A 25,192-nucleotide genomic window follows, 5' to 3' on the forward strand; every position below is an offset into this window, starting at 1 on the left:
TCCGTACGACTGACGTGACTGGTGTTGTTTCTCTGCCAGAGGGCACAGAAATGGTGATGCCTGGTGATAACGTTGCAGTCTCTGTTGAGCTGATCGTTCCGATCGCTATGGAAGATGGTCTTCGTTTCGCTATCCGTGAAGGCGGTCGTACCGTCGGCGCTGGTGTGGTAGCAGAAATCATCGAATAAAGGCTTTTAAAGTCTTTACATATCGTACCGCGGTGGTTATTGCGGTACGGTTCCTTCCAGTGAGTTGATTATTGGTCGGAAAAAGGTTTTGTCCCATGCTTGGGACTTTGTAGGGGTATAGCTCAGTTGGTAGAGCGACGGTCTCCAAAACCGTAGGTCGCGGGTTCGAGCCCTGCTGCCCCTGCCATCTCTTTGGTTGAGAAAAATCTTGATTAATCGAAGTTGGTGGCATATGAAGAGTTTTTCAGGGATAGGGTGCGTGGAAGAATCTACGCGCCCACCTGTCGTGTAATGGGCCGGGACCGGATGGCAAAAACCAATCCTTTTACATTTATCCAGCAAGTTCGTTCTGAAACTGCGAAGGTAACTTGGCCGACGCGTAAGGAAACTGGCGTGACCACCTTGATGGTCTTCGTGATGGTTTTCCTGGCGGCGATGTTCTTTCTTGCTGCTGACCAGCTGATGAGCTGGGGTATCAGTTTACTGCTTGGCTTCTAAATAGCCTTACAGGCATTTCTAGTAGGAACAGGATTTAAGATGGCTAAGCGCTGGTATATTGTGCACGCTTATTCGAACTTCGAGCGTAAAGTTGCTGAAGCGATTAAAGAAAGAGCTCAGCAGCAGGGTCTTGAAGATTCATTTGACGAAGTTCTGGTTCCGACCGAGAAATTCGTAGAGGTACGTCGCGGTCGCAAAGTTGATGCTGAGCGTAAGTTCTTCCCAGGATACGTTCTGGTGAAGATGGAGATGAGCGACGATGCTTATCACCTGATCAACGATACGCCGAAAGTTTCTGGCTTCCTCGGTAACGACAAGAAGCCGATGCCGATCTCTGAGGCTGAAGCGCAGCGTATTCTTAATCAGGTTCAGGAAGGTGTCGAAGCTCCGAAACCTTCTGTCAGCTTTGAAGTTGGTGAACAGGTTCGCGTCAGCGATGGCCCGTTTGCTTCCTTCTCTGGTCTCGTCGAGGAAGTCGATGAGGAACGGGCACGTCTGAAAGTGACAGTGTCCATCTTCGGCCGGGCTACCCCGGTTGAACTTGAATACGGACAGGTCGACAAAGTCGGTTAAGTCCGGGATGGGGCGGCAGGTGAAGCGCACTTTCGTCGGTGTGCTGGAAGCCAGACCGCCCGCTCTCTTATCCAGTGAAATGCGCTAAGCGTGATTTCACAGATCCATTCTGGAGAGAATTATGGCGAAAAAGATTGACGGCTACTTAAAGCTTCAGGTGCCAGCAGGTTCTGCTACACCATCCCCACCAATTGGTCCTGCGCTGGGTCAGCGCGGGCTGAACATCATGGAATTCTGTAAGGCGTTTAACGCTAAGACCCAGGATGTTGAGAAAGGTGCTCCTTGCCCAACCATCATTACTTATTACTCCGATAAGTCTTTCACTTTTGAAGTTAAGACAGCTCCGGCTTCTTTCTTCCTTAAGAAAGCTGCGAAAGTCAAATCTGGCTCAGCAACTGCTGGTCGCGGTACCATCGCGTCCGTGACTAAAGCTCAGGTTCGTGAAATCGCAGAAGCTAAGATGAAAGATCTCAACGCTAACGACATCGAAGCAGCAATGCTGATGATCGAAGGCTCCGCCCGTTCCATGGGTCTGGAAGTTACGGAGTAAAGTATCATGGCTAAAGTAGGTAAGCGCATTAAAGCTGCTCGCGAAGGTATTGATCGTAACAAAGAGTACGCAGTAAGCGAAGCTCTTGGTGTTGTTAAGTCTGGCTCCACTGCCAAGTTTGACGAAACCATCGAAGTTGCAATCAACCTTGGTGTTGACCCACGTCACGCAGACCAGATGGTTCGTGGTGCATGTGTTCTTCCAAACGGTACCGGTAAAACTGTACGCGTTGCTGTATTTGCTCGTGATGCGAAAGCTGATGAAGCAAAAGCTGCTGGCGCAGACATTGTTGGTGCTGAAGAGCTGGTTAAAGAAGTTCAGGGCGGTACCATCAACTTCGATACCGTCATCGCAACTCCTGACATGATGCCACTCGTTGGTCGTCTTGGTAAAGTTCTCGGTCCTCGCGGCATGATGCCTAACCCTAAGGTTGGCACTGTGACCCCTGACGTGACCAAGGCTGTTAAAGACGCCAAAGGTGGTTCTGTACAGTTCCGCGTTGAAAAAGCTGGTATCATTCACGCTGGCGTTGGCAAAGCTTCTTTTGAAGCTTCCAAGCTGGAAGAGAACGTGAAAGCGTTCGTTGATGCAGTGATCAAAGCTAAGCCATCAGGTGCAAAAGGTACGTACGTTAAGCGCGTAGCCCTTTCATCCACGATGGGACCTGGCGTGAAGGTTGATCTTGGTTCTATTACCGAGTAAACACCTCGCCTATAAGAGTTACCTCCCGCTTTCATGTGGGAGGTTTTACCGCTGAAAGACTGTTATGGTCCTTCGGCATCCCTGTCCGAGACTGCAGGTGCCAACGTTTGTTGGTTTAAGTTTTTGATAAGAAAGGCCTGCATAGATGGAGAAGAACTGATTTGGTTGATATGCAAAATGCAATTCAACCTTGCGGTTCGAACCAAATTGCCTTGCTGCGTCTCTCCGGCGCGTAAGGGGACAGGACCCTAATCGTCGTTGTCGAGGTTGGGTTAGCCCAACTTTGATGCGGCAAAGGCAAACCGGCGGCAATGAGAATTGCTGCCAACTGGAGAAGGCAAGTGGAAAGAGCGGATAAGCAAAAGTTCGTCAGCGATTTCAACGAAGTGTTGTCGAACACTGGCGTTGCAGTTGTTGCGCACTATGCGGGCCTTTCAGTTTCTCAGATGACTCAGCTGCGTGCTGATGCTCGTGAAGCTGGTGGTACCGTAAAGGTTGCTAAAAACCGCCTTGTCAAGCTTGCCCTTCAAGGCACTGAACTAGAGCATATCAGCGACCTGTTCACAGGCCCAACTGTCATCGTCTACTCTGACGATCCAGTTGCTGCGCCTAAGGCTGCTGCTAATTTCGCTAAGGCTAACGAAAATTTCGTAATCCTTGGTGGTGCTCTTGGTTCAACTAACCTGGATACTGCTGGTGTTAAAGCACTGGCAGCGATGCCGTCTCTGGACGAGCTTCGTGGCAAGCTGGTGGGTATGCTTCAGACCCCAGCGACCCGTATGGCCATGGTTACGAGCGCACCGGCCGGGCAACTTGCTCGCGTCTTCAATGCGTACGCCGAGAAGGACCAAGCCGCGTAAGGCGGAACCACATAATTTTTGTCAAAACCGAAAACGGTTCGAACAACAAGGTACTGAAAAATGGCTGATCTCTCAAAGATCGTAGAAGAACTCTCCGCACTGACCGTTATGGAAGCTGCTGAGCTTTCCAAGCTGCTCGAAGAAGAGTGGGGCGTATCTGCTGCTGCTCCTGTAGCTGTTGCTGCTGCTGGTCCAGCTGCTGAAGCTGCTGAAGAACAGACTGAATTCGACGTGATCCTGGCTGATGCTGGCGCGAAGAAAATCAACGTGATCAAAGAAGTGCGTGCGATCACGGGTCTTGGCCTGAAAGAAGCTAAAGAGCTCGTAGAAGGCGCTCCAAAAGCTGTTAAAGAAGCAGTTTCTAAAGACGAAGCTGCTGAGCTGAAAAAGAAGCTCGAAGAAGCTGGTGCAAAAGTAGAACTCAAGTAATCCTGAGTTCTTCAGATATTGGTCCCGGAGTAATCCGGGACCTTTTCCGTACCCTGGCGGGTTTCCCGGCCGGGGTAAACGTCCCAACGGGGGAGGGTGCCTGAACAGCGCCCTATTGTGGACGGTTCTGAGAAGCTACGTTTTCTGCCATGCAGGGCGTCGTTTTTCTGAACCGTCACCTTGAGTGATACGAGGAGCGACAATGACGCAGACGTTCAACGGTCGCAAGCGGGTCCGTAAATACTTCGGATCCATCCGCGATGTAGCGGCTATGCCAAACCTTATCGAAGTGCAGAAGGCGTCTTATGACCAATTCTTGCAAGTTGATAAGGTTGAAGATAACCGCGTTGACGAAGGCCTAGAGGCCGTATTTAAGTCCGTATTCCCCATTTCGGATTTTGCAGGCAATTCCCTTCTTGAATTCGTAGATTACGAATTCGAAGCACCAAAGTATGATGTGGAAGAGTGCCGCCAGCGTGATATGACTTACGCTGCGCCACTGAAGCTTACGCTTCGCCTCATCGTGTTTGATGTGGATGAAGATACTGGCGCAAAATCGGTTAAAGACATCAAAGAACAAGATGTCTACATGGGCGATATTCCGTTCATGACCGATAACGGTACCTTTGTGATCAATGGTACAGAACGCGTTATCGTGTCTCAGATGCACCGTTCCCCGGGTGTATTCTTTGACCATGACAAAGGTAAGACCCACTCTTCCGGTAAACTTCTGTTTGCTGCACGTGTGATCCCTTACCGTGGTTCATGGCTCGATATCGAATTCGATGCTAAGGACATTGTCCACGCACGTATCGACCGCCGTCGTAAGATCCCTGTGACATCTTTGTTGATGGCGCTTGGTCTTGATAGCGAAGAGATTCTCAATACCTTCTATAACCGTATCGACTACGTACGTAACGGCGAAAACAGCTGGTCCGTACCGTTCGATGGTGCTCGACTTAAGGGTACTAAAGCAACTGCCGATATGGTTGATGCTGCCAGCGGTGAAGTGGTTGTTGAAGCTGGTAAGAAAATTACCGCTCGCACAATCCGTCAGTTGACTGAAAAGGGTGTTAAATCTCTTAAGGGTACTGATGATGATCTGTTTGGCCAGTACCTTGCCGAAGACATTGTTGATACGCGTACTGGTGAGATATATGCTGAAGCTGGTGAAGAGCTGACTGAAAAGCTTCTTCATGAGTTGATCGAGCGTGGCTACCACGATCTGCCTGTTCTGGATATCGACTACGTTAACGTTGGTCCTTTCATCCGCAACACGCTGGCTGCTGACAAGAATGACGGCCGCGAAGGTGCTCTGTTTGACATCTACCGCGTTATGCGTCCTGGTGAGCCGCCAACCATTGAGACTGCAGAGGCTATGTTCCAGTCTCTGTTCTTCGATGCTGAGCGCTACGACCTTTCCGCGGTTGGCCGCGTGAAGATGAACATGCGTCTTGACCTTGAGTGTGAAGATACTGTTCGTGTTCTGCGTAAAGACGATATCCTATCAGTGATCAGCCTGCTGCTTAATCTTCGTGATGGCCGCGGCGAAATCGATGACATCGATAACCTTGGTAACCGTCGTGTTCGCTCCGTTGGCGAACTGATGGAAAACCAGTACCGTGTTGGCCTGCTGCGCATGGAACGTGCGATCAAGGAGCGTATGAGCTCCGTTGAGATCGACACTGTGATGCCTCAGGATCTGATCAACGCAAAACCTGCTGCAGCAGCTGTACGTGAGTTCTTCGGTTCTTCCCAGCTGTCTCAGTTTATGGATCAGACCAACCCACTCTCTGAAGTGACGCATAAGCGTCGTCTTTCAGCGCTTGGGCCTGGTGGTTTGACCCGTGAGCGCGCAGGCTTTGAGGTTCGTGACGTTCACCCAACACACTATGGTCGTATCTGCCCGATTGAAACACCGGAAGGTCCGAACATTGGTCTGATCAACTCACTGGCAACTTTTGCACGTGTGAACAAGTATGGCTTTATTGAAAGCCCATACCGCCGTGTTATTGATGGCCTTGTGACGAAAGACGTTGTCTATCTCTCCGCTATGGAAGAGAGCAAGTACTACGTTTCTCAGGCGAACGCTGAGATGAACGAAGATGGTAGCTTCGTGAACGACCTGGTTCAGTGTCGTCATGCGGGTGAAAACATCTTGGTCACCTCTGATCGCGTTGATCTGATGGATGTGTCTCCTAAACAGCTGGTTTCCGTTGCAGCCTCGCTCATTCCGTTCCTTGAGAACGATGATGCGAACCGCGCACTGATGGGTTCCAACATGATGCGTCAGGCTGTGCCGCTCGTTCGTGCACAGGCTCCATTTGTTGGCACCGGTATGGAACCAATCGTTGCTCGTGACTCTGGCGCTGCTATTGGCGCACGTCGCGGCGGTGTGGTTGACCAGGTTGATGCAACACGTATCGTTATTCGTGCGACTGAAGATCTGGATCCTTCCAAATCTGGCGTAGATATCTACCGCCTGATGAAGTTCCAGCGTTCCAACCAGGATACCTGTATCAACCAGCGTCCGCTGGTGAACGTAGGTGACCGGGTTCGTAAAGGCGATATCATTGCAGACGGTCCTTCGACTGATCTGGGTGATCTGGCGCTTGGCCGTAACGTTATGGTCGCGTTCATGCCTTGGAACGGCTACAACTTTGAGGATTCCATCCTGCTGTCCGAGCGCATCGTTCGCGATGACGTCTTCACCTCCATCCACCTCGAAGAATTCGAAGTGATGGCGCGTGATACGAAGCTTGGCCCTGAGGAAATCACTCGCGATATTCCTAACGTTTCTGAAGAAGCGCTGAAGAACCTTGATGAAGCCGGCATTGTTTATGTTGGTGCTGAGGTGAAACCAGGCGACATTCTTGTTGGTAAGATCACTCCAAAGGGCGAGAGCCCAATGACACCAGAAGAAAAACTTCTGCGTGCGATCTTCGGTGAGAAAGCTTCTGACGTTCGCGACACATCCATGCGTCTGTCTCCAGGTGTATCCGGTACTGTTGTTGAAGTTCGTGTATTCAACCGCCACGGCGTTGAAAAAGACGAACGCGCAATGGCTATCGAGCGCGAAGAGATTGAACGTCTTGCGAAAGACCGCGACGACGAACAGGCAATTCTTGACCGTAACGTCTATGGCCGTCTGGCTGAGATGATCATGGGTCATGTGACTGTTGGTGGTCCGAAGAACTTCCGCAAGGGTGTTGAGATCGACGGAAACGTTCTGAACGAATTCCCACGTTCTCAGTGGTGGCAGTTTGCTGTCGAAGACGAGCAGCTGATGAGCGAGCTGGAAGCGCTTCGTGGTTCTTATGATGAGAGCCGTAAGCGTCTGGAACAGCGCTTCATCGACAAGGTTGAGAAGCTGCAGCGTGGTGATGAGTTGCCACCTGGCGTGATGAAGATGGTTAAGGTCTTCGTTGCGGTTAAGCGTAAGATTCAGCCTGGTGATAAGATGGCTGGTCGTCACGGTAACAAGGGTGTGGTTTCCAAAATCAACCCATGTGAAGACATGCCATTCCTGGATGACGGTCAACACGTTGATATCGTTCTGAACCCACTCGGCGTTCCATCCCGTATGAATGTTGGTCAGATTCTTGAAACACACCTTGGCTGGGCTTGTGCCGGCATGGGGCAGAAGATCGGCGAGCTTTACGACGAATATCGTAAGTCTGGCGAGATCGAGCAGCTTCGTGGCAAGGTCGTTGAGATCTATGGCGACAACATCAAGGGTGAGCCGGTTCAGGAATACGACGACGAAGGTATTGCTAAACTTGGTGAGCAGCTGCGTCATGGCGTTTCCATCGCGACTCCGGTCTTTGATGGTGCACGTGAACCTGACGTTGTTGACATGCTGAACATTGCTGAGATGAAACCATCCGGTCAGTCTACATTGTATGACGGACGTACCGGTGAACAGTTCGACCGTCAGGTCACTGTGGGTTACATCTACATGCTCAAGCTTCACCACTTGGTTGACGATAAGATCCACGCGCGTTCTATCGGACCTTACTCTCTTGTTACTCAGCAGCCGCTGGGTGGTAAGGCGCAGTTCGGTGGTCAGCGCTTCGGTGAGATGGAAGTGTGGGCGCTTGAAGCTTATGGCGCAGCGTACACCTTGCAGGAAATGCTCACTGTTAAGTCTGATGACGTGGCAGGTCGTACCAAGGTTTATGAAGCTATCGTCCGGGGTGACGACACATTTGAGGCGGGTATTCCTGAGAGCTTTAACGTTCTCGTCAAGGAAATGCGTTCCCTGGGCCTCAATGTCGAGTTGCAGGATAAGGAACCGCGTCAGAAAGCCAATGATGACGCTGAAGCAATCGATGCCGCGGAATAAGACCTTTCAAGGTATTTCGCTGTAAGTCATGTATTCATGCCGGAAGAGGGGAGCCTGCTTATTAGCACGCTCCCCGACCTGCGCATTTTAGGAGAGAGCTGATGTCGCAAGAGGTCATGAACCTGTTCAATCAACAGGCTCCCGCACAGACCTTCGATCATATCCGCATCTCGATCGCCAGCCCGGAGAAAATTCTGTCCTGGTCGTTCGGTGAGATCAAAAAGCCGGAGACGATCAACTACAGAACTTTCAAGCCAGAGCGCGACGGGCTGTTCTGTGCTCGGATTTTCGGTCCTATCAAGGACTATGAGTGCTTGTGCGGTAAGTATAAGCGCATGAAATATAAAGGCGTTATCTGTGAGAAGTGTGGCGTTGAAGTCACCTTGTCCCGTGTACGCCGTGAACGTATGGGCCACATTGAGCTTGCTGCTCCTGTTGCGCATATCTGGTTCCTGAAGTCGCTGCCATCCCGTATCGGCATGCTGTTGGATATGACGCTTAAGGATCTTGAGCGCATCCTGTACTTTGAGAACTACGTTGTTATTGAGCCGGGCCTTACTCCTATGAAGCTGCGTCAGCTGCTTTCGGAAGAAGAGTTTGTTGCCGCTCAGGACGAATATGGTGAAGACAGCTTCACTGCTATGATTGGTGCTGAAGCGATTCGTGAGATCCTTGCCAGCATGGATCTGCAGCGTGAATCTGAAAAGATCCGTCAGGAAATTGCAGAAGCAACCACAGAGCTGAAGCCTAAGAAACTGGCGAAGCGCTTGAAGGTTGTTGAGGCGTTCATCGAGTCCGGAAACCGTCCTGAATGGATGATCCTGACCGTTGTTCCTGTGATCCCACCAGATCTGCGTCCGCTGGTTCCATTGGATGGTGGCCGTTTTGCTACGTCTGACCTCAACGATCTTTATCGTCGTGTGATCAACCGTAACAACCGTCTGAAGCGTCTGATCGAGCTTAAAGCGCCTGACATCATTATTCGTAACGAAAAACGTATGCTGCAGGAATCTGTAGATGCGCTGTTCGATAATGGTCGTCGTGGTCGTGTGATCCAGGGTGCTAACAAACGTCCTTTGAAGTCCCTTTCAGATATGCTGAAGGGTAAGCAGGGTCGTTTCCGTCAGAACCTTCTCGGTAAGCGCGTGGATTACTCCGGTCGCTCCGTTATTACTGTGGGTCCTGAACTGAAGCTGCACCAATGTGGTCTGCCGAAGAAGATGGCGCTTGAGCTGTTCAAGCCGTTCATCTACTCCCGCCTCGATGCAAAGGGTTATTCTTCCACTGTTAAACAGGCGAAGAAGCTCGTTGAAAAAGAGCGTCCGGAAGTTTGGGATATCCTTGATGAAGTGATCCGCGAGCACCCGGTTCTTCTGAACCGTGCGCCTACGCTTCACCGTCTTGGTATCCAGGCTTTTGAGCCTACCCTGATTGAAGGTAAGGCTATCCAGCTGCACCCACTCGTTTGTTCCGCGTTTAACGCTGACTTCGATGGTGACCAGATGGCTGTTCACGTTCCGCTTTCTCTGGAAGCGCAGCTTGAAGCCCGTACTCTCATGATGTCCACCAACAACATCCTGCACCCGGCGAACGGTGGTCCGATCATCGTACCGTCCCAGGATATTGTTCTTGGTCTCTACTACCTGTCCATTATGGCAGATGGTGAGCCAGGTGAAGGCATGGCCTTCGGTAACATGGGTGAGTTGCACCACGCGCTGGAAAACGGTGTTATTACTGTTCACTCCAAGATCCGTGGCCGCTTCAAGTCTGTTGATGAGCTGGGCAATCCAACCTCTGAAATCCATGAGACCACTCCTGGTCGTCTGATGATTGCAGAGCTGCTGCCGAAGCACTTCGAAGTACCGTTCGACGCCTGTAACAAGCTGATGACCAAAAAAGACATCTCCAAGATGATCGATACGGTTTATCGTGCTTGTGGCCAGAAAGAGACCGTTATCTTCTGTGACCGCGTTATGCAGCTTGGCTTCAAAAACGCATGTCGTGCTGGTATCTCCTTCGGTAAGGATGACATGGTTATCCCTGATGCCAAGGCGACACTCGTTGAAAGCACCACCACTTTGGTGACTGAATACGAACAGCAGTACAACGACGGTCTGATCACTCAGGGCGAGAAGTACAACAAGGTTGTTGACGCCTGGGCGAAGTGTACTGACAAAGTCGCTGATGAAATGATGGGCCGCATCTCTGCGACCGAGTTCGAAGAGGACACAGGTCGTCAGAAACAGATGAACTCTGTTTACATGATGGCTCACTCCGGTGCGCGTGGTTCTCCAGCGCAGATGAAGCAGCTCGGCGGTATGCGCGGTTTGATGGCGAAACCAGATGGTTCCATCATCGAAAACCCGATTATCGCGAACTTTAAAGAAGGTTTGTCGGTTCTCGAGTACTTCAACTCCACCCACGGTGCCCGTAAGGGTCTTGCCGATACGGCGTTGAAAACTGCGAACTCCGGTTACCTGACACGTCGTCTCGTGGACGTTGCACAGGACAGCATCATTCTTGAAGTTGACTGTGGTTCCACTGGTGGCATTACCGTTCAGCCAATCGTTGATGCTGGTAACGTGATCGCGACCCTTGGTATGCGTGTGCTTGGCCGTACTGCGGCTGAAGACATCCGCAACAACAAGACTGGCGAAGTGCTCGTTCCTAAGGGACGTATGATTGACGAGAAGGACGTGGAGCTTCTTGAAGCTGCCAAGGTCCAGATGGTCAAGATCCGCTCCGTGCTGACTTGTGAAACCAAGACTGGTGTATGTGCGACCTGTTATGGCCGTGACCTTGCACGTGGTACTCCGGTGAACATCGGTGAGGCTGTTGGTGTTATTGCTGCGCAGTCTATTGGTGAGCCTGGTACTCAGTTGACCATGCGTACGTTCCACATTGGTGGTACGGCACAGGTTGTTGATAGCTCCTTCATTGAATCCAACTTTGAAGGCACCGTGAAGATGCGCAACCGCAATGTGGTTCGCGACTCCGATGGCAACAACATTGTTATGGCACGTAACATGTCCATCATTATCGTAGATAGTGACGGTAATGAGCGTTCTACGCATCGTCTGACTTACGGTGGTAAAATCTTCGTTGACGAAGGTGACGTCATTAAGCGCGGTGATCGTATTTCTGAATGGGATCCGTACACTCGTCCGATCCTGACAGAACTTTCCGGTCGTGTTGGCTTTGAAGATCTGGTGGATGGTTCTTCCATGCAGGAAACTGCTGATGAAGCGACCGGTATCACCAAGCGTGTTGTTATCGACTGGCGTTCTTCTCAACGTGGTGCTGATCTGAAGCCTGCGATGGTTATTCAGGACGATAGCGGTAAGATCAAGAAACTGGCTCGCGGTGGCGATGCTCGTTCCCTGCTTTCCGTTGACGCTATTCTGTCCGTACAGCCAGGTGACATGGTTTCTGCTGGTGACGTTCTTGCACGTATTCCTCTGGAATCTGCAAAAACGAAAGACATCACCGGTGGTCTGCCTCGTGTTGCAGAACTGTTCGAAGCACGTCGTCCGAAAGATCACGCGATTATCGCTGAGCTTGACGGTACGATCCGCTTTGGCCGAGATTACAAAAACAAGCGCCGCATCATCATCGATCCTACCGATGAGAGCCTGGAGCCTGTTGAGTACCTCATCCAGAAGAACAAGCACTTCCACCTGCAGGAAGGGGACACTATCGAGAAGGGTGAATACCTTGTTGATGGTAACCCGGCACCGCATGACATTCTTGCGATTAAGGGCGTAGAGGCACTGGCTGCCTTCCTCGTTAACGAGATCCAGGAAGTTTATCGTCTGCAGGGCGTGGGCATTAACGACAAGCACATCGAAGTGATTGTTCGTCAGATGCTCCAGAAGGTTGAGATAACTGATCCGGGCGAAACAGAGTACTTCTCTGGTGAGCAGGTCGATAAGATCGAATTTGATGCAGCTAACCAGCGTGCGATTGATAATGCACGTGATCCTGCCAAGGGTGTTCCAGTTCTTCTGGGTATCACGAAGGCAAGCTTGCAGACTCGTTCGTTCTTCTCTGCTGCATCGTTCCAGGAAACAACGCGTGTTCTGACTGAAGCAGCTGTCTTCGGCAAGATCGATCCACTGGACGGTCTGAAAGAGAACGTGATTGTTGGTCGTCTGATCCCAGCGGGTACAGGCGGGGCGATGAACCGCACTCGTAAGATTGCGACACTGCGTGATGATCTCATCCAGGACGCTCGCCGTTCAGCTTCTACTGCTGGCACTGCGGACTCCATGCTTGAAGATTTCAGCCGTGACGGTCAGTTCTAGTGAGCTGCAAAATCTAAATTGAGGTCAAGCCGCCCTTCGGGGCGGCTTTTCCGTTTATGGCGGATGGTTGCTTGTGGGTGACCTGCTGACCTGCCACTAACAAGAAAGACGCGTATCTGACTTTGGAAGCTGAGGCCCCTTGGCGGATACGTCTGGTGTTTGAATTGAAACGCATCCTTTCGGTCGGGCTGGACTGAGTGGGTGCGTGATGAAGGAAATAAAATGTCTGATCAGATTGAAGAAGAAAATGGTGATGACACCCCTCCAGTTGTCTACCTGATTATGGGCCGTGCCTGGAAAGAGGAAGACGGTGAAGAAGAAGATGGTCTTCCGTTCCACGTAATGGTGACCGCGCCTGATGACGATGGTGCAGTTCGCCGTGCCGTTGAAGCGTTGGGCGAACAAGGTTTCGTGGATGCAGCTCTTGATCAGCTGGGATACATCACGGAAACACCGGAGGAAGAGTTCTTCGTTCAGCCTTATAAAGACGCACTGGCAGGCAATGTTTCAGTGATCACGTTCTAAAAATTGAACTGATGATCCGATTTTGGATTTTGGAAAGGAGAGGGTGACCTCTCCTTTTTTGCGTTTGGGGAGAGGGGAGGTGTAAATGCCTCTCTGCTGGGACGCTTCAAATATGTAGCGACCTTTGCCCGACTTGTGAGTACAGTGATCTGTCGGCTTTGCACTTGAAGCCAGAGTTAAATGGAGCGAACGTTCTTGGGGAATGCTACTTTGAAGACTGTATTGGTAACAGGTGCCAGCAAGGGCATTGGTCAAGCCACCGCCGTTGCTTTTGCCAAGGCCGGATATGATGTCTGTGTGAACTATCATTTTGATGAGGCTGGAGCTGGTGAGACTGTCCGGCGATGCAAGGAGGTTGGCGTTCGCTCGATTGCTGTTGCTGCGGATGTTGCTGATCTTGAAGCCGTGCGTCAGATGTTTGTCATTTGTGATGATAGCCTCGGGCCGATCACTTGCCTCGTGAACAATGCTGGCATCATAGGAGGGGCGTCTTCCTTGGTAGACTTGGATAGCTCGGCGTTGGTTTCGACTTTTCAAACCAATGTGTTCGGCATGATCTATTGCATGCAAGAAGCAGCTAAACGCATGAGGACTGACCAAGGTGGTTCTGGTGGTGCGATTGTAAATATGTCTTCGATTGCCGCCATGATGGGGAGCCCAGGGGAGTATGTTCACTATGCCGCTTCAAAAGGTGCAGTGGAAACATTGACGGTTGGTGCGGGTAAAGAGTTTGGGCCCCTCGGTATTCGGGTGAATGCGATCCGTGTGGGAACAACTGCGACCGACATGCACCAGCGGGAGGGAAATCCTGATCGCCCGGCACTTGTTGCTGCTGCAACACCTCTTGGTCGTATAGCCGAGCCTTCAGATATTGCAGAGGCTGCTGTCTGGCTGGGATCATCCGGGGCAGGATTCGTGAGTGGGACGACACTGACGGTTGCCGGCGGCCTTGCTCCCTAACTGGGTGTGTTGGGTGCTTGAGACTTGAGGCGACGACGTGCCTTCGCCCTGTGGCAGTATTTGCACTTAAGGGGCGTAATTGAATTTGAGTTAAAGCTGTAAGAATCAAATGACCTGCGGAAATGACGATGAGTCAGAGTAGGGATGTGCTTAACTTCCTTTTAATCTTCAGAGTCAAACTGCAATGAACACTTAAGCGCCTCCAAATTTTGACGTCTTCCGCGAGGAAATTGCTGAATCTACGCGAATCTTGGGATACACCGTATGAATCTAAGAGTCTGGGGCCAAGAATCTCTTGGAAGGGACTTGACGAACAGTGTCCTGATGAGTAGGTTCCGGCAACCTTATGGCAAGCAGTAAGCAATGTCCTTCTCCTGAGGCGCCTCGCCTCGGAGTACTGAAGCTTAAACGTTGTCGGGTTCAAAGGCGAATACAAGTCGAATGCAAGACCGCGGATCCGTCCGTGGTCCTCTGGTTTCGCGGTGCCCTTCACGAATAATCGTTCGTGGATTTGGTGCGCATGCGTATGTCTACCAGAAACTGCGTCCGGTCGAAGAGCAAAAGTAGTTAAAGGGCAAATTATGCCAACGATCAACCAGTTGATCCGTAAGCCGCGTACAGTGCCGGCGAAGCGGAACAAAGTTCCAGCGATGGAAGCGTGCCCGCAGAAGCGCGGCGTGTGTACTCGCGTATATACAACCACTCCTAAGAAGCCTAACTCAGCGCTTCGTAAAGTGGCAAAAATCCGTTTGACCAATGGCTTTGAAGTTATTGGTTATATCCCGGGTGAAGGTCATAACCTCCAAGAGCACTCCGTTGTCATGATCCGTGGTGGTCGTGTAAAGGATTTGCCTGGTGTTCGTTACCACATCATCCGTGGCGTTCTTGACACCCAGGGTGTTAAAGATCGTAAACAGCGTCGTTCCAAGTATGGCGCTAAGCGTCCGAAATAATAGGATATAGACCGATATGTCCCGCCGTCACGCCGCTGAAAAGCGTCAAGTTATTCCGGATCCTAAGTTCGGAGATATCGTCGTTACTAAGTTCATGAACGCAGTAATGCTCGATGGTAAAAAATCCACCGCAGAACGCATCGTATACGGTGCATTCGATGCGATCGAATCTAAGGCTAAGGCTAGCCCACTCGAGATGTTCCATCAGGCGCTCGAAAACGTTATGCCACAGGTTGAAGTTCGCTCCCGTCGTGTTGGTGGTGCAACTTATCAGGTTCCAGTCGAAGTTCGTACAGAGCGTCGTCAGGCACTTGCTATCCGCTGGCTGATTTCTGCAGCTCGCGGTCGTAACGAAACCACAATGGTTGGTCGTCTGTCCGGTGAACTGCTGGATGCTGCGAATGGCCGTGGTAACTCCGTTAAGAAGCGCGAAGATACTCACCGGATGGCTGAAGCTAACCGTGCATTCTCGCACTACCGTTGGTAATCACCCTGGATAGAGGCTGACGCTATGTCACGTACGCACAAAATCGAGGACTACCGTAACTTCGGTATCATGGCTCACATCGATGCTGGTAAGACGACCACTACAGAACGTATTCTGTATTACACTGGTAAGTCCCATAAAATCGGTGAAGTTCATGATGGTGCAGCTACCATGGACTGGATGGAGCAGGAACAGGAGCGTGGTATTACCATTACTTCAGCTGCTACGACTGCCCACTGGAACGGTAAGCGTCTGAACATCATTGACACTCCAGGTCACGTTGACTTCACGATTGAAGTTGAACGCTCCCTGCGTGTTCTTGATGGTGCAGTTGCACTTCTCGATGCGAATGCTGGTGTTGAACCTCAGACTGAGACCGTATGGCGTCAGGCTGATAAGTACAACGTTCCACGCATGATCTTCGTCAACAAGATGGACAAACTCGGTGCTGATTTCTTCCGCTGTGTAGAAATGATCGAGAAACGTCTTGGCGCAACCCCAGCTTGTGTTCAGCTGCCTATCGGCGCTGAAAGCGAATTTGCTGGTGTTATCGATCTGCTGAAGATGAAAGCATTGGTTTGGAACGGTGAGGCTCTTGGAGCAAGCTGGGATGAGCTGGATATTCCAGAAGATCTCGCTGACCAAGCTGCTGAATACCGCGAAAAATTGATCGAGATCGCTGTAGAAGTAGAAGAAGAAGCTACTGAAGCATACTTGGAAGGCGAAATGCCATCCAACGAAAAGCTTCAAGAGCTTATTCGTAAGGGTACCATTGCTGGCAACTTCGTTCCAGTATTGTGCGGTACAGCATTCAAGAACAAAGGCGTTCAGCCTCTTCTTGACGCTGTTGTAGATTACCTTCCTAACCCGGTTGAAGTGCCGGCGATTAAAGGTATCGACGCTAAGACTGAAGAAGAAACCACTCGCGAATCTTCTGATGAAGAGCCGCTTGGTATGCTCGCATTTAAAATCATGAACGATCCGTTCGTTGGTTCTTTGACCTTCGCACGTATTTACTCTGGTGTGCTGTCTAAAGGTTCATCCGTGCTGAATACTGTTAAGGGCAAGCGCGAACGCGTTGGTCGCATGATGCAGATGCACTCAAATTCCCGCGATGACATTGATGTAGCCTATGCAGGCGACATTGTGGCTATCGCAGGCCTGAAGGACACGACCACTGGTGATACGCTTTGTGATCCTCTGAAGCCTGTTATTCTGGAACGCATGGAGTTCCCGGATCCGGTTATCGAGATCGCTGTTGAGCCTAAAACCAAAGGTGACCAGGAAAAGATGGGCCTTGCCCTGAACCGCCTGGCTGCTGAGGATCCGTCCTTCCGCGTGAAGACAGATGAAGAGTCCGGCCAGACAATCATTGCTGGTATGGGCGAACTTCACCTGGACATCCTTGTTGATCGCATGAAGCGTGAATTCAAGGTTGAAGCAAACATCGGTGCACCTCAGGTTGCTTACCGTGAAACCATTACCAAGTCTGCTGACGTGGATTATACCCACAAGAAGCAGTCCGGTGGTACTGGTCAGTTTGCTCGCATCAAACTCTCTATCGAGCCAAATGTTGTTGGTGAAGGTTTTGAGTTTGCTAACACGATTGTTGGCGGTAACGTTCCTAAGGAATACATCCCTGGTGTATCCAAAGGTATCGAATCCGTCATGTCCTCTGGTCCACTTGCTGGCTTCCCGATGGTCGACATTAAAGCTACCCTCACTGACGGTGCTTACCATGATGTTGACTCGTCTGTGCTCGCATTTGAGATCGCAGGTCGTGCTGGTTTCCGCGAAGCTGTGGCTAAAGCAGGTCCAAAGCTTCTGGAACCTATCATGAAGGTTGAGGTTGTCACTCCAGAAGACTATATGGGTGACGTGATTGGTGATTTGAATTCCCGTCGTGGACAAATCGCCGGTACCGAAAACCGCGGTGTCGTGACCGTTATCACTGCTATGGTTCCGCTGGCCAACATGTTTGGTTACGTGAACAACTTGCGTTCCATGTCCCAAGGACGTGCGCAGTATTCCATGGTGTTCGATCATTACGACCAAGTCCCGCAGGCTGTTGCTGACGAGGTTATGGCGAAATACGCCTAAACCTCATTAGACCAGTCAAAGGGATTCAAGAGAGAACGGAGAGATCCGATGGCTAAAGAAAAATTTGAACGTAATAAGCCGCACGTCAACATCGGCACAATTGGCCACGTTGACCACGGTAAAACTACACTGACCGCAGCGATTACTAAATCCTTCGGTGATTTTAAAGCATACGACGAAATCGATGGTGCTCCTGAAGAGCGTGCTCGCGGTATCACTATTTCAACAGCACACGTTGAATATGAAACCGAAGCTCGTCACTACGCACACGTTGACTGTCCAGGCCACGCTGATTATGTGAAAAACATGATCACTGGTGCTGCGCAGATGGACGGCGCGATCCTCGTTGTTAACGCTGCAGACGGCCCAATGCCTCAGACTCGTGAGCACATCCTGCTCGCTCGTCAGGTTGGTGTGCCTGCTCTGGTTGTCTTCATGAACAAAGTTGACCAGGTTGACGACGAAGAACTGCTTGAACTCGTAGAAATGGAAGTTCGTGAACTTCTGTCTTCCTACGAATTCCCAGGCGATGATATTCCAATCATTGCTGGTTCTGCACTTGCTGCTCTTGAAGACCGCGATGACGCGATCGGCAAAGACAAAATTGTAGAGCTGATGGCTGCAGTTGACGACTATATCCCAACTCCTGACCGTCCACGCGATCTGCCATTCTTGATGCCGATCGAGGACGTGTTCTCTATCTCTGGCCGTGGTACTGTTGTAACCGGTCGTGTAGAGCGTGGCATCGTTCACGTTGGTGACGAAGTTGAGATCGTTGGCGTTAAAGACACATCTAAGACCACTGTTACTGGTGTTGAAATGTTCCGCAAGCTGCTCGATCAGGGTGAAGCTGGCGACAACATCGGTGCATTGATCCGTGGTGTTGGTCGTGAAGATGTTGAGCGTGGCCAGGTTCTTTGTAAACCAGGTTCCGTTACTCCTCACACCAAGTTTAAGGCTGAGGCATACATCCTCACCAAGGAAGAGGGTGGACGTCACACTCCATTCTTCACCAACTACCGTCCACAGTTCTACTTCCGTACGACTGACGTGACTGGTGTTGTTTCTCTGCCAGAAGGCACAGAAATGGTGATGCCTGGTGATAACGTTGCTGTTTCAGTTGAACTTATCGTACCAATCGCTATGGAAGATGGTCTGCGCTTCGCTATCCGTGAAGGCGGTCGTACCGTCGGCGCTGGTGTTGTAGCTGAAATCATCGAATAAGAATTGAGTTCGAACTGCGGTTTGATCTTGTGTTAAACCGCAGTTGCCTTGCTCAGTTAAGGATTAGTCATGAACGGTCAGAATATACGGATCCGCCTGAAGGCGTTTGATCACCGTGTTCTTGACGCTTCCACTAAGGAAATCGTGAACACGGCGAAACGGACCGGCGCACAAGTGCGTGGACCAGTTCCGTTGCCGACGCGGATTGAGAAGTACACAGTACTTCGCGGACCGCATGTTGATAAAAAGAGCCGTGATCAGTTCGAAATGCGCACTCATAAGCGTCTTTTGGACATCGTCGACCCAACACCACAGACAGTAGATGCTTTGATGAAGCTCGACCTGGCTGCTGGCGTTGATGTCGAGATCAAGCTCTAAGTGCGGCAAGGGGACACAGTAATGCGTTCTGGAGTGATCGCACAGAAGGTGGGTATGACCCGTATCTATAACGCGGCAGGCGAACATGTGCCCGTTACAGTACTGCGTCTAGACAACTGTCAAGTTGTTGCTCACCGGACGGCAGACAAGAACGGCTACACTGCGCTTCAGTTGGGCGTAGGTGCGGCAAAAGTTAAGAACACGAACCGCGCGATGCGTGGCCACTTTGCAGTTGCAAAAGTTGAGCCTAAGCGCAAACTCGCTGAGTTCCGTGTTTCTGAAGAGAACTTGATCGAAGTTGGTGCTGAGCTTACAGCTGACCACTTCCTTAACGGTCAGTTCGTGGATGTAACCGGCACCTCTATCGGTAAGGGCTTTGCTGGTGCGATGAAGCGTCACAACTTCGGTGGTGGTCGCGCTTCTCATGGTGTGTCTGTTTCACACCGTGCGCACGGCTCTACCGGTCAGTGTCAGGATCCAGGTAAGGTGTTTAAAGGCAAGAAAATGGCCGGACACCTCGGTGCTGAACGCGTAACCACTCAGAATCTGAAAGTTGTACGTACTGACGTAGAACGTGGTCTGATCATGGTTGAAGGTTCTGTACCTGGCTCTAAAGGCGGTTGGATCCTGGTTCGTGATGCAATTAAGAAGGCTCTGCCAGAGAACGTTCCTGTACCAGGTGCATTCCGTCAGAACTCTGCTATTGCAGCGGCTGAAGCCGGGAAGGAAGGTGAGTGATGGAACTCGAGGTTAAAACCCTCGGCGGTAACGCAGCGGGTTCGATCACAGTGTCTGACGAGATCTTTGGTCTCGAGCCACGTATCGACCTAATCCAGCGTGTTGTTCGCTGGCAGCTTGCAAAGCGCCAGGCTGGTACACATAAAACTTTGGGTCGTTCCGAAGTTAATGGTACCACCAAAAAATTCGTACGCCAGAAAGGTTCTGGCGGCGCACGTCACGGTAACCGTAAAGCACCTCAGTTCCGTGGTGGTGGTAGGGCATTTGGTCCAGTTGTGCGTGAGCACGCTCATGAGCTTCCTAAAAAAGTTCGTGTTCTGGGTCTGAAGCATGCTCTGTCTGCAAAAGCAGCTTCTGGCAACCTTGTTGTTGTTGAAGACGCGAAATCAGCAGAAGCCAAAACCAAGGCTCTGAAGGATCAGCTCGGTTCTCTCGGATTGAACAGTGCGTTGTTCGTGGACGGTTCTGAAGTAGATGCAAACTTCGGTTTGGCTACTCGTAACATTCCACTCGTAGATGTACTGCCGGTACAGGGTATCAACGTTTACGACATTCTTCGTCGTGATACGCTGGTCCTGACCAAAGCGGCAGTTGCAGCTTTGGAGGAGCGCTTCTAATGAGCAAGCTCGTTCACTACGACAAAATCGTATCTCCGGTGATCACCGAGAAAGCTACTTTTGCCTCTGAAGAGAATAAGGTTGTTTTCAAGGTTGCTCTCACTGCAACAAAACCGGAAATCAAAGCAGCTGTTGAAGCGCTGTTTGGCGTAAAAGTCAAAGCAGTCAACACACTGGTTCGCAAGGGTAAAACCAAGCGCTTCAAAGGTGTTGTCGGCAAACAGAACGACTTCAAAAAAGCTGTGGTCACTCTGGAAGATGGTCAGTCCATCGACGTGACGACCGGTCTGTAAGGGGTAGGACAAAATGGCACTTAAGACATTTAATCCGACATCTCCTGGCCGTCGTCAGCTGGTCCAGGTAGACCGTTCTGATCTTTGGAAAGGCAAGCCAGTCAAGAAATTGACTGAAGGTCTGTCCAAGTCCGGTGGTCGTAACAACCACGGTCGTAAGACTGCGAACAACATTGGTGGTGGTCACAAACGTACCTACCGCCTGATCGACTTCAAGCGTCGTAAATTCGACGTTGTCGGTACTGTTGAGCGTCTGGAATACGATCCAAACCGCACCGCTTTCATCGCTCTCATCACTTATGATGATGGCGAGCAGGCATACATCCTTGCACCACAGCGTCTTGCTGCTGGCGATAAGGTTGTAGCTGGTGAAGCTGTGGATATTAAGCCAGGCAACGCTATGCCTCTGGCTTCTATTCCAGTGGGTACCATCATCCACAACATCGAGATGAAGCCAGGTAAAGGCGCGCAGATTGCTCGCTCAGCTGGTGCTTACGCTCAGATCGTTGGTCGTGATGCTGGTTACACAGTCATCCGTCTGCTTTCCGGTGAACAGCGTCGCGTTCTTGGCACCTGTATGGCTACCGTTGGTGCGGTATCCAACCAGGACCACGCGAACATCAACCTTGGTAAGGCTGGTCGTTCCCGTTGGCTGGGTCGTCGCCCACACGTTCGTGGTGTTGCGATGAACCCTGTCGATCACCCACATGGTGGTGGTGAAGGTCGCACCTCCGGTGGACGTCATCCGGTTACCCCTTGGGGCAAGCCGACCAAAGGCAAGCGCACACGCAGTAACAAGTCCAGCGATAAGTTTATCGTTCGGTCTCGTCACGCGCGTAAGAAGTAAGAGGAACGGATCGTGGCACGTTCGATCTGGAAAGGGCCGTTTATTGACGGTTACCTCCTGAAGAAAGCGGATAAGGTTCGTGAATCCGGCCGGAATGAGGTCATTAAGACCTGGAGCCGACGTTCTACCGTTCTGCCGCACTTTGTGGGGTTGACTTTTGGCGTCTATAACGGTCAAAAGCACATTCCTGTTTTGATCAGTGAAGACATGGTTGGGCACAAGTTGGGCGAATTCGCTCCTTCTCGTACCTACTACGGCCATGGCGCTGACAAAAAGTCAAAGAGGAAGTAGCGATGGGCAAGCAGAAGCATGAGCGGATGCTCCCAGACAACGAGGCAAAGGCGGTTTGCCGCATGCTGCGGGTTTCCCCGCAGAAGTTGAACCTCGTTGCTGCATCCATTCGCGGTAAGAAGGTTGGTACAGCACTTGCTGATCTTACCTTCTCCCGTAAGCGCATTTCAGGCGACGTCAAGAAGACCTTGATGTCTGCTATTGCTAATGCGGAAAACAACCATGATCTCGACGTCGACAATCTTGTCGTCGCCGAGGCTTATGTTGGCAAAGCGCTTGTCATGAAGCGTTTCCAGCCGCGAGCTCGTGGTCGTGTTGGACGGATCCTAAAGCCGTTTTCCAACCTGACTATCGTGGTTCGGGAAGTTGAGGAGACTGCCTGATGGGTCAGAAGATTAATCCAATCGGTTTTCGTCTTGGCATCAACCGTACCTGGGACTCTCGCTGGTTTGCTAGCAAGAACGAATACGGCGATCTTCTTCATGAAGATTTTCGCATCCGCGAATATCTGCTTAAAGAACTTAAGCAGGCTGCTGTATCCAAGGTCGTCATTGAACGTCCGCACAAAAAGTGCCGTGTAACTATTCACTCTGGTCGTCCAGGTGTTGTTATCGGTAAAAAAGGTGCAGACATCGAACGCCTTCGCAAGAAGCTGTCCGAGATGACAAATTCGGAAGTGCACCTCAACATCGTTGAAGTGCGCAAGCCGGAGACCGATGCAGCGCTTGTTGCAGCATCTATCGCTCAGCAGCTCGAGCGTCGTGTTGCTTTCCGCCGTGCCATGAAGCGTGCAGTTCAGTCTGCAATGCGTCTTGGCGCCCAGGGCATCCGTATTAACTGCGGTGGTCGTCTTGGTGGTGCGGAAATCGCACGTATCGAATGGTACCGTGAAGGTCGCGTGCCTCTGCACACTCTTCGTGCAGACATCGACTACGGCACTGCTACAGCACACACCGCTTACGGCGCGTGTGGCGTTAAAGTCTGGATCTTCAAGGGCGAAATCCTTGAGCATGACCCAATGGCTTCTGAACGTCGTGCGACTGAAGGTGGTGGCAAGAGCGAACGCCAAGGTGGCGGTCGGCGTGAGCGCGCTGCGTAAGCAGCGCCTTCACACGGCTTAACTATTAAAGCGAGAGAAAACGATGCTGCAACCAAAGCGTACTAAGTTCCGCAAGCAGCACAAGGGCCGCATCCATGGTAATGCCAAGGGTGGTACGGACCTCAATTTTGGTGCCTTTGGCCTGAAAGCCATGGAACCAGAGCGGATCACCGCTCGTCAGATTGAGGCTGCCCGTCGTGCAATGACCCGTTACATGAAGCGTGCGGGTCGCGTGTGGATCAGAATCTTCCCGGACGTTCCTGTGTCCTCCAAGCCGGCTGAAGTCCGCATGGGTAAGGGTAAAGGTTCTCCTGAGTACTGGGCGTGCCGGGTGAAACCTGGTCGCATCATGTTCGAAATGGACGGTGTGTCTGAAGATATTGCTCGTGAAGCAATGCGTCTGGCCGCTGCTAAACTCCCAATCAAGTGCCGGTTCGTCCAGCGCATTGGTGAGTAATCGGACATCGAAAGGAAAAGGCCATGAAGGCTAGCGACGTAAGAGCTAAGACCTCAGATGAGCTCAAGGCAAACCTGGAAGAACTGAAAAAAGAACAGTTCAACTTGCGTTTCCAGAGAGCAACTGGTCAGCTCGAAAACACCGCTCGTGTCCGTCAGGTTCGCCGGGACATTGCGCGGATCCAGACAGTCTTGCGCGACAAGCGCGTGTCTGACAACGCATAAGGAGCTAATGATGCCAAAGCGTATTTTGCAGGGTGTCGTTGTTAGCGATGCGAACGAAAAGACAGTAACGGTGAAGGTAGAGCGTCGCTTTACCCACCCTTTGCTGAAAAAAGTTGTGCGCCGTACGAAGAAGTATCGTGCACATGACGAAAATAATTCTTACAAGGTTGGCGACACCGTTCAAATTGAAGAGTGTGCTCCAATCTCTAAGAATAAGAAATGGACCGTTGTTTCTACGGAAGCAGCGAGCTAGTGAACGCATCCAGCATTTCTAACTTTTAGAGTGCTGAGAAAGAACAAGGCGACGAGTCATGATTCAGATGCAAACTAACCTCGACGTAGCCGATAATTCCGGCGCACGTCGTGTCATGTGCATCAAAGTGCTCGGCGGCTCCAAACGGAAGTATGCTGGCGTTGGCGACATCATTGTTGTCTCCGTCAAAGAAGCAATTCCTCGGGGTCGTGTAAAGAAGGGCGACGTGATGAAAGCGGTCGTCGTACGCACGGCTAAAGACATCCGTCGTGCTGACGGCAGTGTGATCCGGTTCGACAGCAATGCTGCCGTCCTGATCAACAACAACAAAGAACCGATCGGAACACGTATTTTTGGCCCAGTTCCTCGTGAACTGCGTGGCAAGAATCACATGAAGATCATTTCGCTTGCGCCGGAGGTGCTCTGATGCCCGCGAAGATCAAAAAGGGCGACAAAGTCGTCGTAATTGCCGGTCGTGACAAAGGAAAGACTGGGGAAGTTCTCCAGATGATTCCATCTGACAACCGCGCTGTCGTGCGTGGCGTTAACTTGGTGAAACGTCACCAGCGCCAGACCCAACAGAGCGAAGGTGGTATCATCACAAAGGAAGCTCCTATTCAGCTTTCCAATATTGCCATTGCTGATCCTAAGGATGGCAAGCCGACCCGCGTCGGTTTCACGACTAATGATGCAGGCGCCACTGTTCGTGTCGCTAAGCGTTCAGGAGACGTGATTGATGGCTGACGCTACTTACACTCCACGGCTCAAGGCGCACTACAATGATGTAGTGCGTGGTGAGCTTCAGGAGAAGTTTAACTACACCAATCCAATGATGATTCCTTCGGTCGAAAAGATCGTTTTGAACATGGGTGTTGGTGAAGCTGTTGGTGACAGCAAGAAGGCTCGTATCGCTGCTGAAGATCTTAGCTTGATTGCTGGTCAAAAGGCGGTTATTACCCGTGCTAGAAAATCTATCGCGACCTTCAAGGTTCGTGAAGATATGCCGCTGGGTACTAAAGTTACACTTCGTCGTAACCAGATGTTCGAATTCATGGATCGTTTGATCACAATCGCGCTTCCGCGTGTACGTGACTTTCGTGGCTTGAATCCGAAAAGCTTCGACGGACGTGGCAACTACGCTATGGGACTTAAAGAACACATTGTTTTCCCTGAAATTGACTACGATAAAGTAGATCAAATGTGGGGTATGGACATTGTTGTTTGTACCAATGCTAAAACCGATGACGAAGCGCGTGAACTGCTGCGCGCGTTCAACTTCCCGTTCCGCAAATAAAAG

Annotated in this window: 29 protein-coding genes and 1 tRNA gene; all 30 read left to right on the forward strand. The window is 51.1% G+C overall.

Annotation, left to right across the window (positions count from 1 at the left end):
• A partial coding sequence (locus PsWM33_RS13700) for an EF-Tu C-terminal domain-related protein (protein WP_446737451.1) occupies window positions 1–188 on the forward strand: 188 nt, incomplete at its 5' end.
• A 111-nt stretch (window positions 189–299) separates the two neighbouring features.
• Window positions 300–375 (forward strand) — tRNA-Trp (locus PsWM33_RS13705).
• Window positions 376–494: 119 nt separating this feature from the next.
• Window positions 495–686 carry a preprotein translocase subunit SecE gene (gene secE / locus PsWM33_RS13710; RefSeq protein ID WP_057464836.1) on the forward strand — a complete coding sequence of 64 codons (192 nt, stop codon included), beginning with the start codon at window positions 495–497 and terminating at the stop codon, window positions 684–686.
• A gap of 39 nt (window positions 687–725) precedes the next feature.
• Entirely contained in the window at window positions 726–1,259 is a 534-nt protein-coding gene (gene nusG, locus PsWM33_RS13715; RefSeq protein ID WP_057464835.1) for a transcription termination/antitermination protein NusG, read from the forward strand.
• A gap of 121 nt (window positions 1,260–1,380) precedes the next feature.
• Window positions 1,381–1,809, forward strand: a complete 429-nt coding sequence (gene rplK, locus PsWM33_RS13720; RefSeq protein WP_057464834.1) for a 50S ribosomal protein L11 — start codon at window positions 1,381–1,383, stop codon at window positions 1,807–1,809.
• A gap of 6 nt (window positions 1,810–1,815) precedes the next feature.
• Window positions 1,816–2,511 (forward strand): 50S ribosomal protein L1, encoded by a 696-nt coding sequence (rplA, locus tag PsWM33_RS13725; protein ID WP_063297947.1) that lies wholly within the window; start codon window positions 1,816–1,818, stop codon window positions 2,509–2,511.
• A 341-nt stretch (window positions 2,512–2,852) separates the two neighbouring features.
• Window positions 2,853–3,371 (forward strand): 50S ribosomal protein L10, encoded by a 519-nt coding sequence (gene rplJ / locus PsWM33_RS13730; RefSeq protein WP_063289485.1) that lies wholly within the window; start codon window positions 2,853–2,855, stop codon window positions 3,369–3,371.
• 60 nt (window positions 3,372–3,431) lie between these two features.
• The gene (gene rplL / locus PsWM33_RS13735; protein ID WP_063289484.1) at window positions 3,432–3,800 is read left to right on the forward strand and encodes a 50S ribosomal protein L7/L12; all 369 of its coding nucleotides are present in this window, start codon (window positions 3,432–3,434) and stop codon (window positions 3,798–3,800) included.
• A gap of 202 nt (window positions 3,801–4,002) precedes the next feature.
• Window positions 4,003–8,145: a DNA-directed RNA polymerase subunit beta gene (rpoB, locus tag PsWM33_RS13740; protein WP_057464830.1), complete on the forward strand. Its 4,143-nt coding sequence runs from the start codon at window positions 4,003–4,005 to the stop codon at window positions 8,143–8,145.
• Between the two features lie 101 nt (window positions 8,146–8,246).
• Window positions 8,247–12,449 (forward strand): DNA-directed RNA polymerase subunit beta', encoded by a 4,203-nt coding sequence (gene rpoC / locus PsWM33_RS13745; protein WP_063289483.1) that lies wholly within the window; start codon window positions 8,247–8,249, stop codon window positions 12,447–12,449.
• A gap of 222 nt (window positions 12,450–12,671) precedes the next feature.
• On the forward strand, window positions 12,672–12,974 hold the full coding sequence (locus PsWM33_RS13750) for a hypothetical protein (RefSeq protein WP_057464828.1): 303 nt from the start codon (window positions 12,672–12,674) through the stop codon (window positions 12,972–12,974).
• Window positions 12,975–13,184: 210 nt separating this feature from the next.
• The gene (locus tag PsWM33_RS13755; protein WP_206599005.1) at window positions 13,185–13,934 is read left to right on the forward strand and encodes an SDR family oxidoreductase; all 750 of its coding nucleotides are present in this window, start codon (window positions 13,185–13,187) and stop codon (window positions 13,932–13,934) included.
• A gap of 581 nt (window positions 13,935–14,515) precedes the next feature.
• Window positions 14,516–14,887, forward strand: a complete 372-nt coding sequence (gene rpsL, locus PsWM33_RS13760) for a 30S ribosomal protein S12 (protein WP_057464826.1) — start codon at window positions 14,516–14,518, stop codon at window positions 14,885–14,887.
• 16 nt (window positions 14,888–14,903) lie between these two features.
• Complete coding sequence (gene rpsG, locus PsWM33_RS13765; protein WP_057464825.1) at window positions 14,904–15,374, forward strand: 30S ribosomal protein S7; 471 nt, start codon at window positions 14,904–14,906, stop codon at window positions 15,372–15,374.
• 24 nt (window positions 15,375–15,398) lie between these two features.
• Entirely contained in the window at window positions 15,399–17,474 is a 2,076-nt protein-coding gene (fusA, locus tag PsWM33_RS13770) for an elongation factor G (protein WP_063300622.1), read from the forward strand.
• 48 nt (window positions 17,475–17,522) lie between these two features.
• Entirely contained in the window at window positions 17,523–18,698 is a 1,176-nt protein-coding gene (gene tuf, locus PsWM33_RS13775; RefSeq protein ID WP_063289481.1) for an elongation factor Tu, read from the forward strand.
• A gap of 69 nt (window positions 18,699–18,767) precedes the next feature.
• A complete protein-coding gene (gene rpsJ, locus PsWM33_RS13780; protein WP_008547405.1) occupies window positions 18,768–19,076 on the forward strand; it encodes a 30S ribosomal protein S10 in 309 nt (102 codons plus the stop codon).
• Window positions 19,077–19,097: 21 nt separating this feature from the next.
• Window positions 19,098–19,814: a 50S ribosomal protein L3 gene (rplC, locus tag PsWM33_RS13785; protein ID WP_057463439.1), complete on the forward strand. Its 717-nt coding sequence runs from the start codon at window positions 19,098–19,100 to the stop codon at window positions 19,812–19,814.
• Window positions 19,814–20,431: a 50S ribosomal protein L4 gene (gene rplD, locus PsWM33_RS13790; protein ID WP_057463438.1), complete on the forward strand. Its 618-nt coding sequence runs from the start codon at window positions 19,814–19,816 to the stop codon at window positions 20,429–20,431. Before rplC ends, rplD begins: the two co-directional genes overlap by 1 nt.
• Window positions 20,431–20,724, forward strand: coding sequence for a 50S ribosomal protein L23 (locus tag PsWM33_RS13795; RefSeq protein WP_057463437.1), 294 nt, complete (start codon window positions 20,431–20,433; stop codon window positions 20,722–20,724). The genes rplD and PsWM33_RS13795 overlap by 1 nt, the downstream gene beginning before the upstream one ends.
• A 13-nt stretch (window positions 20,725–20,737) precedes the next feature.
• The gene (gene rplB, locus PsWM33_RS13800) at window positions 20,738–21,571 is read left to right on the forward strand and encodes a 50S ribosomal protein L2 (protein ID WP_057463436.1); all 834 of its coding nucleotides are present in this window, start codon (window positions 20,738–20,740) and stop codon (window positions 21,569–21,571) included.
• Between the two features lie 12 nt (window positions 21,572–21,583).
• Window positions 21,584–21,862 (forward strand): 30S ribosomal protein S19, encoded by a 279-nt coding sequence (gene rpsS, locus PsWM33_RS13805; protein WP_057463435.1) that lies wholly within the window; start codon window positions 21,584–21,586, stop codon window positions 21,860–21,862.
• Window positions 21,863–21,864: 2 nt separating this feature from the next.
• Window positions 21,865–22,245 (forward strand): 50S ribosomal protein L22, encoded by a 381-nt coding sequence (gene rplV, locus PsWM33_RS13810; protein WP_057463434.1) that lies wholly within the window; start codon window positions 21,865–21,867, stop codon window positions 22,243–22,245.
• Window positions 22,245–22,961 carry a 30S ribosomal protein S3 gene (gene rpsC, locus PsWM33_RS13815; protein WP_057463433.1) on the forward strand — a complete coding sequence of 239 codons (717 nt, stop codon included), beginning with the start codon at window positions 22,245–22,247 and terminating at the stop codon, window positions 22,959–22,961. The genes rplV and rpsC overlap by 1 nt, the downstream gene beginning before the upstream one ends.
• 43 nt (window positions 22,962–23,004) lie before the next feature.
• On the forward strand, window positions 23,005–23,418 hold the full coding sequence (rplP, locus tag PsWM33_RS13820) for a 50S ribosomal protein L16 (RefSeq protein ID WP_057463432.1): 414 nt from the start codon (window positions 23,005–23,007) through the stop codon (window positions 23,416–23,418).
• A 23-nt stretch (window positions 23,419–23,441) separates the two neighbouring features.
• The gene (gene rpmC / locus PsWM33_RS13825) at window positions 23,442–23,642 is read left to right on the forward strand and encodes a 50S ribosomal protein L29 (RefSeq protein WP_063289479.1); all 201 of its coding nucleotides are present in this window, start codon (window positions 23,442–23,444) and stop codon (window positions 23,640–23,642) included.
• Window positions 23,643–23,652: 10 nt separating this feature from the next.
• Window positions 23,653–23,895 (forward strand): 30S ribosomal protein S17, encoded by a 243-nt coding sequence (gene rpsQ, locus PsWM33_RS13830; RefSeq protein WP_057463454.1) that lies wholly within the window; start codon window positions 23,653–23,655, stop codon window positions 23,893–23,895.
• 58 nt (window positions 23,896–23,953) lie between these two features.
• Window positions 23,954–24,322: a 50S ribosomal protein L14 gene (gene rplN, locus PsWM33_RS13835; RefSeq protein WP_057463430.1), complete on the forward strand. Its 369-nt coding sequence runs from the start codon at window positions 23,954–23,956 to the stop codon at window positions 24,320–24,322.
• On the forward strand, window positions 24,322–24,639 hold the full coding sequence (gene rplX, locus PsWM33_RS13840; protein WP_057463429.1) for a 50S ribosomal protein L24: 318 nt from the start codon (window positions 24,322–24,324) through the stop codon (window positions 24,637–24,639). Before rplN ends, rplX begins: the two co-directional genes overlap by 1 nt.
• Entirely contained in the window at window positions 24,632–25,189 is a 558-nt protein-coding gene (rplE, locus tag PsWM33_RS13845) for a 50S ribosomal protein L5 (protein WP_057463428.1), read from the forward strand. The genes rplX and rplE overlap by 8 nt, the downstream gene beginning before the upstream one ends.
• The last annotated feature ends 3 nt before the right edge of the window (window positions 25,190–25,192 follow it).

The organism is Pseudovibrio sp. WM33, from assembly GCF_001623165.1.
In the GTDB taxonomy this organism is placed as follows: Bacteria; Pseudomonadota; Alphaproteobacteria; order Rhizobiales; family Stappiaceae; genus Pseudovibrio.

What these genes read in the sequence shown, in the direction of transcription:
- secE (WP_057464836.1), top strand. Translation starts at nt 495, where the DNA reads ATGGCAAAAACCAATCCTTTTACATTTATCCAGCAAGTTCGTTCTGAA.
- nusG (WP_057464835.1), top strand. Translation starts at nt 726, where the DNA reads ATGGCTAAGCGCTGGTATATTGTGCACGCTTATTCGAACTTCGAGCGT.
- rplK (WP_057464834.1), top strand. Translation starts at nt 1,381, where the DNA reads ATGGCGAAAAAGATTGACGGCTACTTAAAGCTTCAGGTGCCAGCAGGT.
- rplA (WP_063297947.1), top strand. Translation starts at nt 1,816, where the DNA reads ATGGCTAAAGTAGGTAAGCGCATTAAAGCTGCTCGCGAAGGTATTGAT.
- rplL (WP_063289484.1), top strand. Translation starts at nt 3,432, where the DNA reads ATGGCTGATCTCTCAAAGATCGTAGAAGAACTCTCCGCACTGACCGTT.
- rpoB (WP_057464830.1), top strand. Translation starts at nt 4,003, where the DNA reads ATGACGCAGACGTTCAACGGTCGCAAGCGGGTCCGTAAATACTTCGGA.
- rpoC (WP_063289483.1), top strand. Translation starts at nt 8,247, where the DNA reads ATGTCGCAAGAGGTCATGAACCTGTTCAATCAACAGGCTCCCGCACAG.
- PsWM33_RS13750 (WP_057464828.1), top strand. Translation starts at nt 12,672, where the DNA reads ATGTCTGATCAGATTGAAGAAGAAAATGGTGATGACACCCCTCCAGTT.
- rpsL (WP_057464826.1), top strand. Translation starts at nt 14,516, where the DNA reads ATGCCAACGATCAACCAGTTGATCCGTAAGCCGCGTACAGTGCCGGCG.
- rpsG (WP_057464825.1), top strand. Translation starts at nt 14,904, where the DNA reads ATGTCCCGCCGTCACGCCGCTGAAAAGCGTCAAGTTATTCCGGATCCT.
- fusA (WP_063300622.1), top strand. Translation starts at nt 15,399, where the DNA reads ATGTCACGTACGCACAAAATCGAGGACTACCGTAACTTCGGTATCATG.
- tuf (WP_063289481.1), top strand. Translation starts at nt 17,523, where the DNA reads ATGGCTAAAGAAAAATTTGAACGTAATAAGCCGCACGTCAACATCGGC.
- rpsJ (WP_008547405.1), top strand. Translation starts at nt 18,768, where the DNA reads ATGAACGGTCAGAATATACGGATCCGCCTGAAGGCGTTTGATCACCGT.
- rplC (WP_057463439.1), top strand. Translation starts at nt 19,098, where the DNA reads ATGCGTTCTGGAGTGATCGCACAGAAGGTGGGTATGACCCGTATCTAT.
- rplD (WP_057463438.1), top strand. Translation starts at nt 19,814, where the DNA reads ATGGAACTCGAGGTTAAAACCCTCGGCGGTAACGCAGCGGGTTCGATC.
- PsWM33_RS13795 (WP_057463437.1), top strand. Translation starts at nt 20,431, where the DNA reads ATGAGCAAGCTCGTTCACTACGACAAAATCGTATCTCCGGTGATCACC.
- rplB (WP_057463436.1), top strand. Translation starts at nt 20,738, where the DNA reads ATGGCACTTAAGACATTTAATCCGACATCTCCTGGCCGTCGTCAGCTG.
- rplV (WP_057463434.1), top strand. Translation starts at nt 21,865, where the DNA reads ATGGGCAAGCAGAAGCATGAGCGGATGCTCCCAGACAACGAGGCAAAG.
- rpsC (WP_057463433.1), top strand. Translation starts at nt 22,245, where the DNA reads ATGGGTCAGAAGATTAATCCAATCGGTTTTCGTCTTGGCATCAACCGT.
- rplP (WP_057463432.1), top strand. Translation starts at nt 23,005, where the DNA reads ATGCTGCAACCAAAGCGTACTAAGTTCCGCAAGCAGCACAAGGGCCGC.
- rpmC (WP_063289479.1), top strand. Translation starts at nt 23,442, where the DNA reads ATGAAGGCTAGCGACGTAAGAGCTAAGACCTCAGATGAGCTCAAGGCA.
- rpsQ (WP_057463454.1), top strand. Translation starts at nt 23,653, where the DNA reads ATGCCAAAGCGTATTTTGCAGGGTGTCGTTGTTAGCGATGCGAACGAA.
- rplN (WP_057463430.1), top strand. Translation starts at nt 23,954, where the DNA reads ATGATTCAGATGCAAACTAACCTCGACGTAGCCGATAATTCCGGCGCA.
- rplX (WP_057463429.1), top strand. Translation starts at nt 24,322, where the DNA reads ATGCCCGCGAAGATCAAAAAGGGCGACAAAGTCGTCGTAATTGCCGGT.
- rplE (WP_057463428.1), top strand. Translation starts at nt 24,632, where the DNA reads ATGGCTGACGCTACTTACACTCCACGGCTCAAGGCGCACTACAATGAT.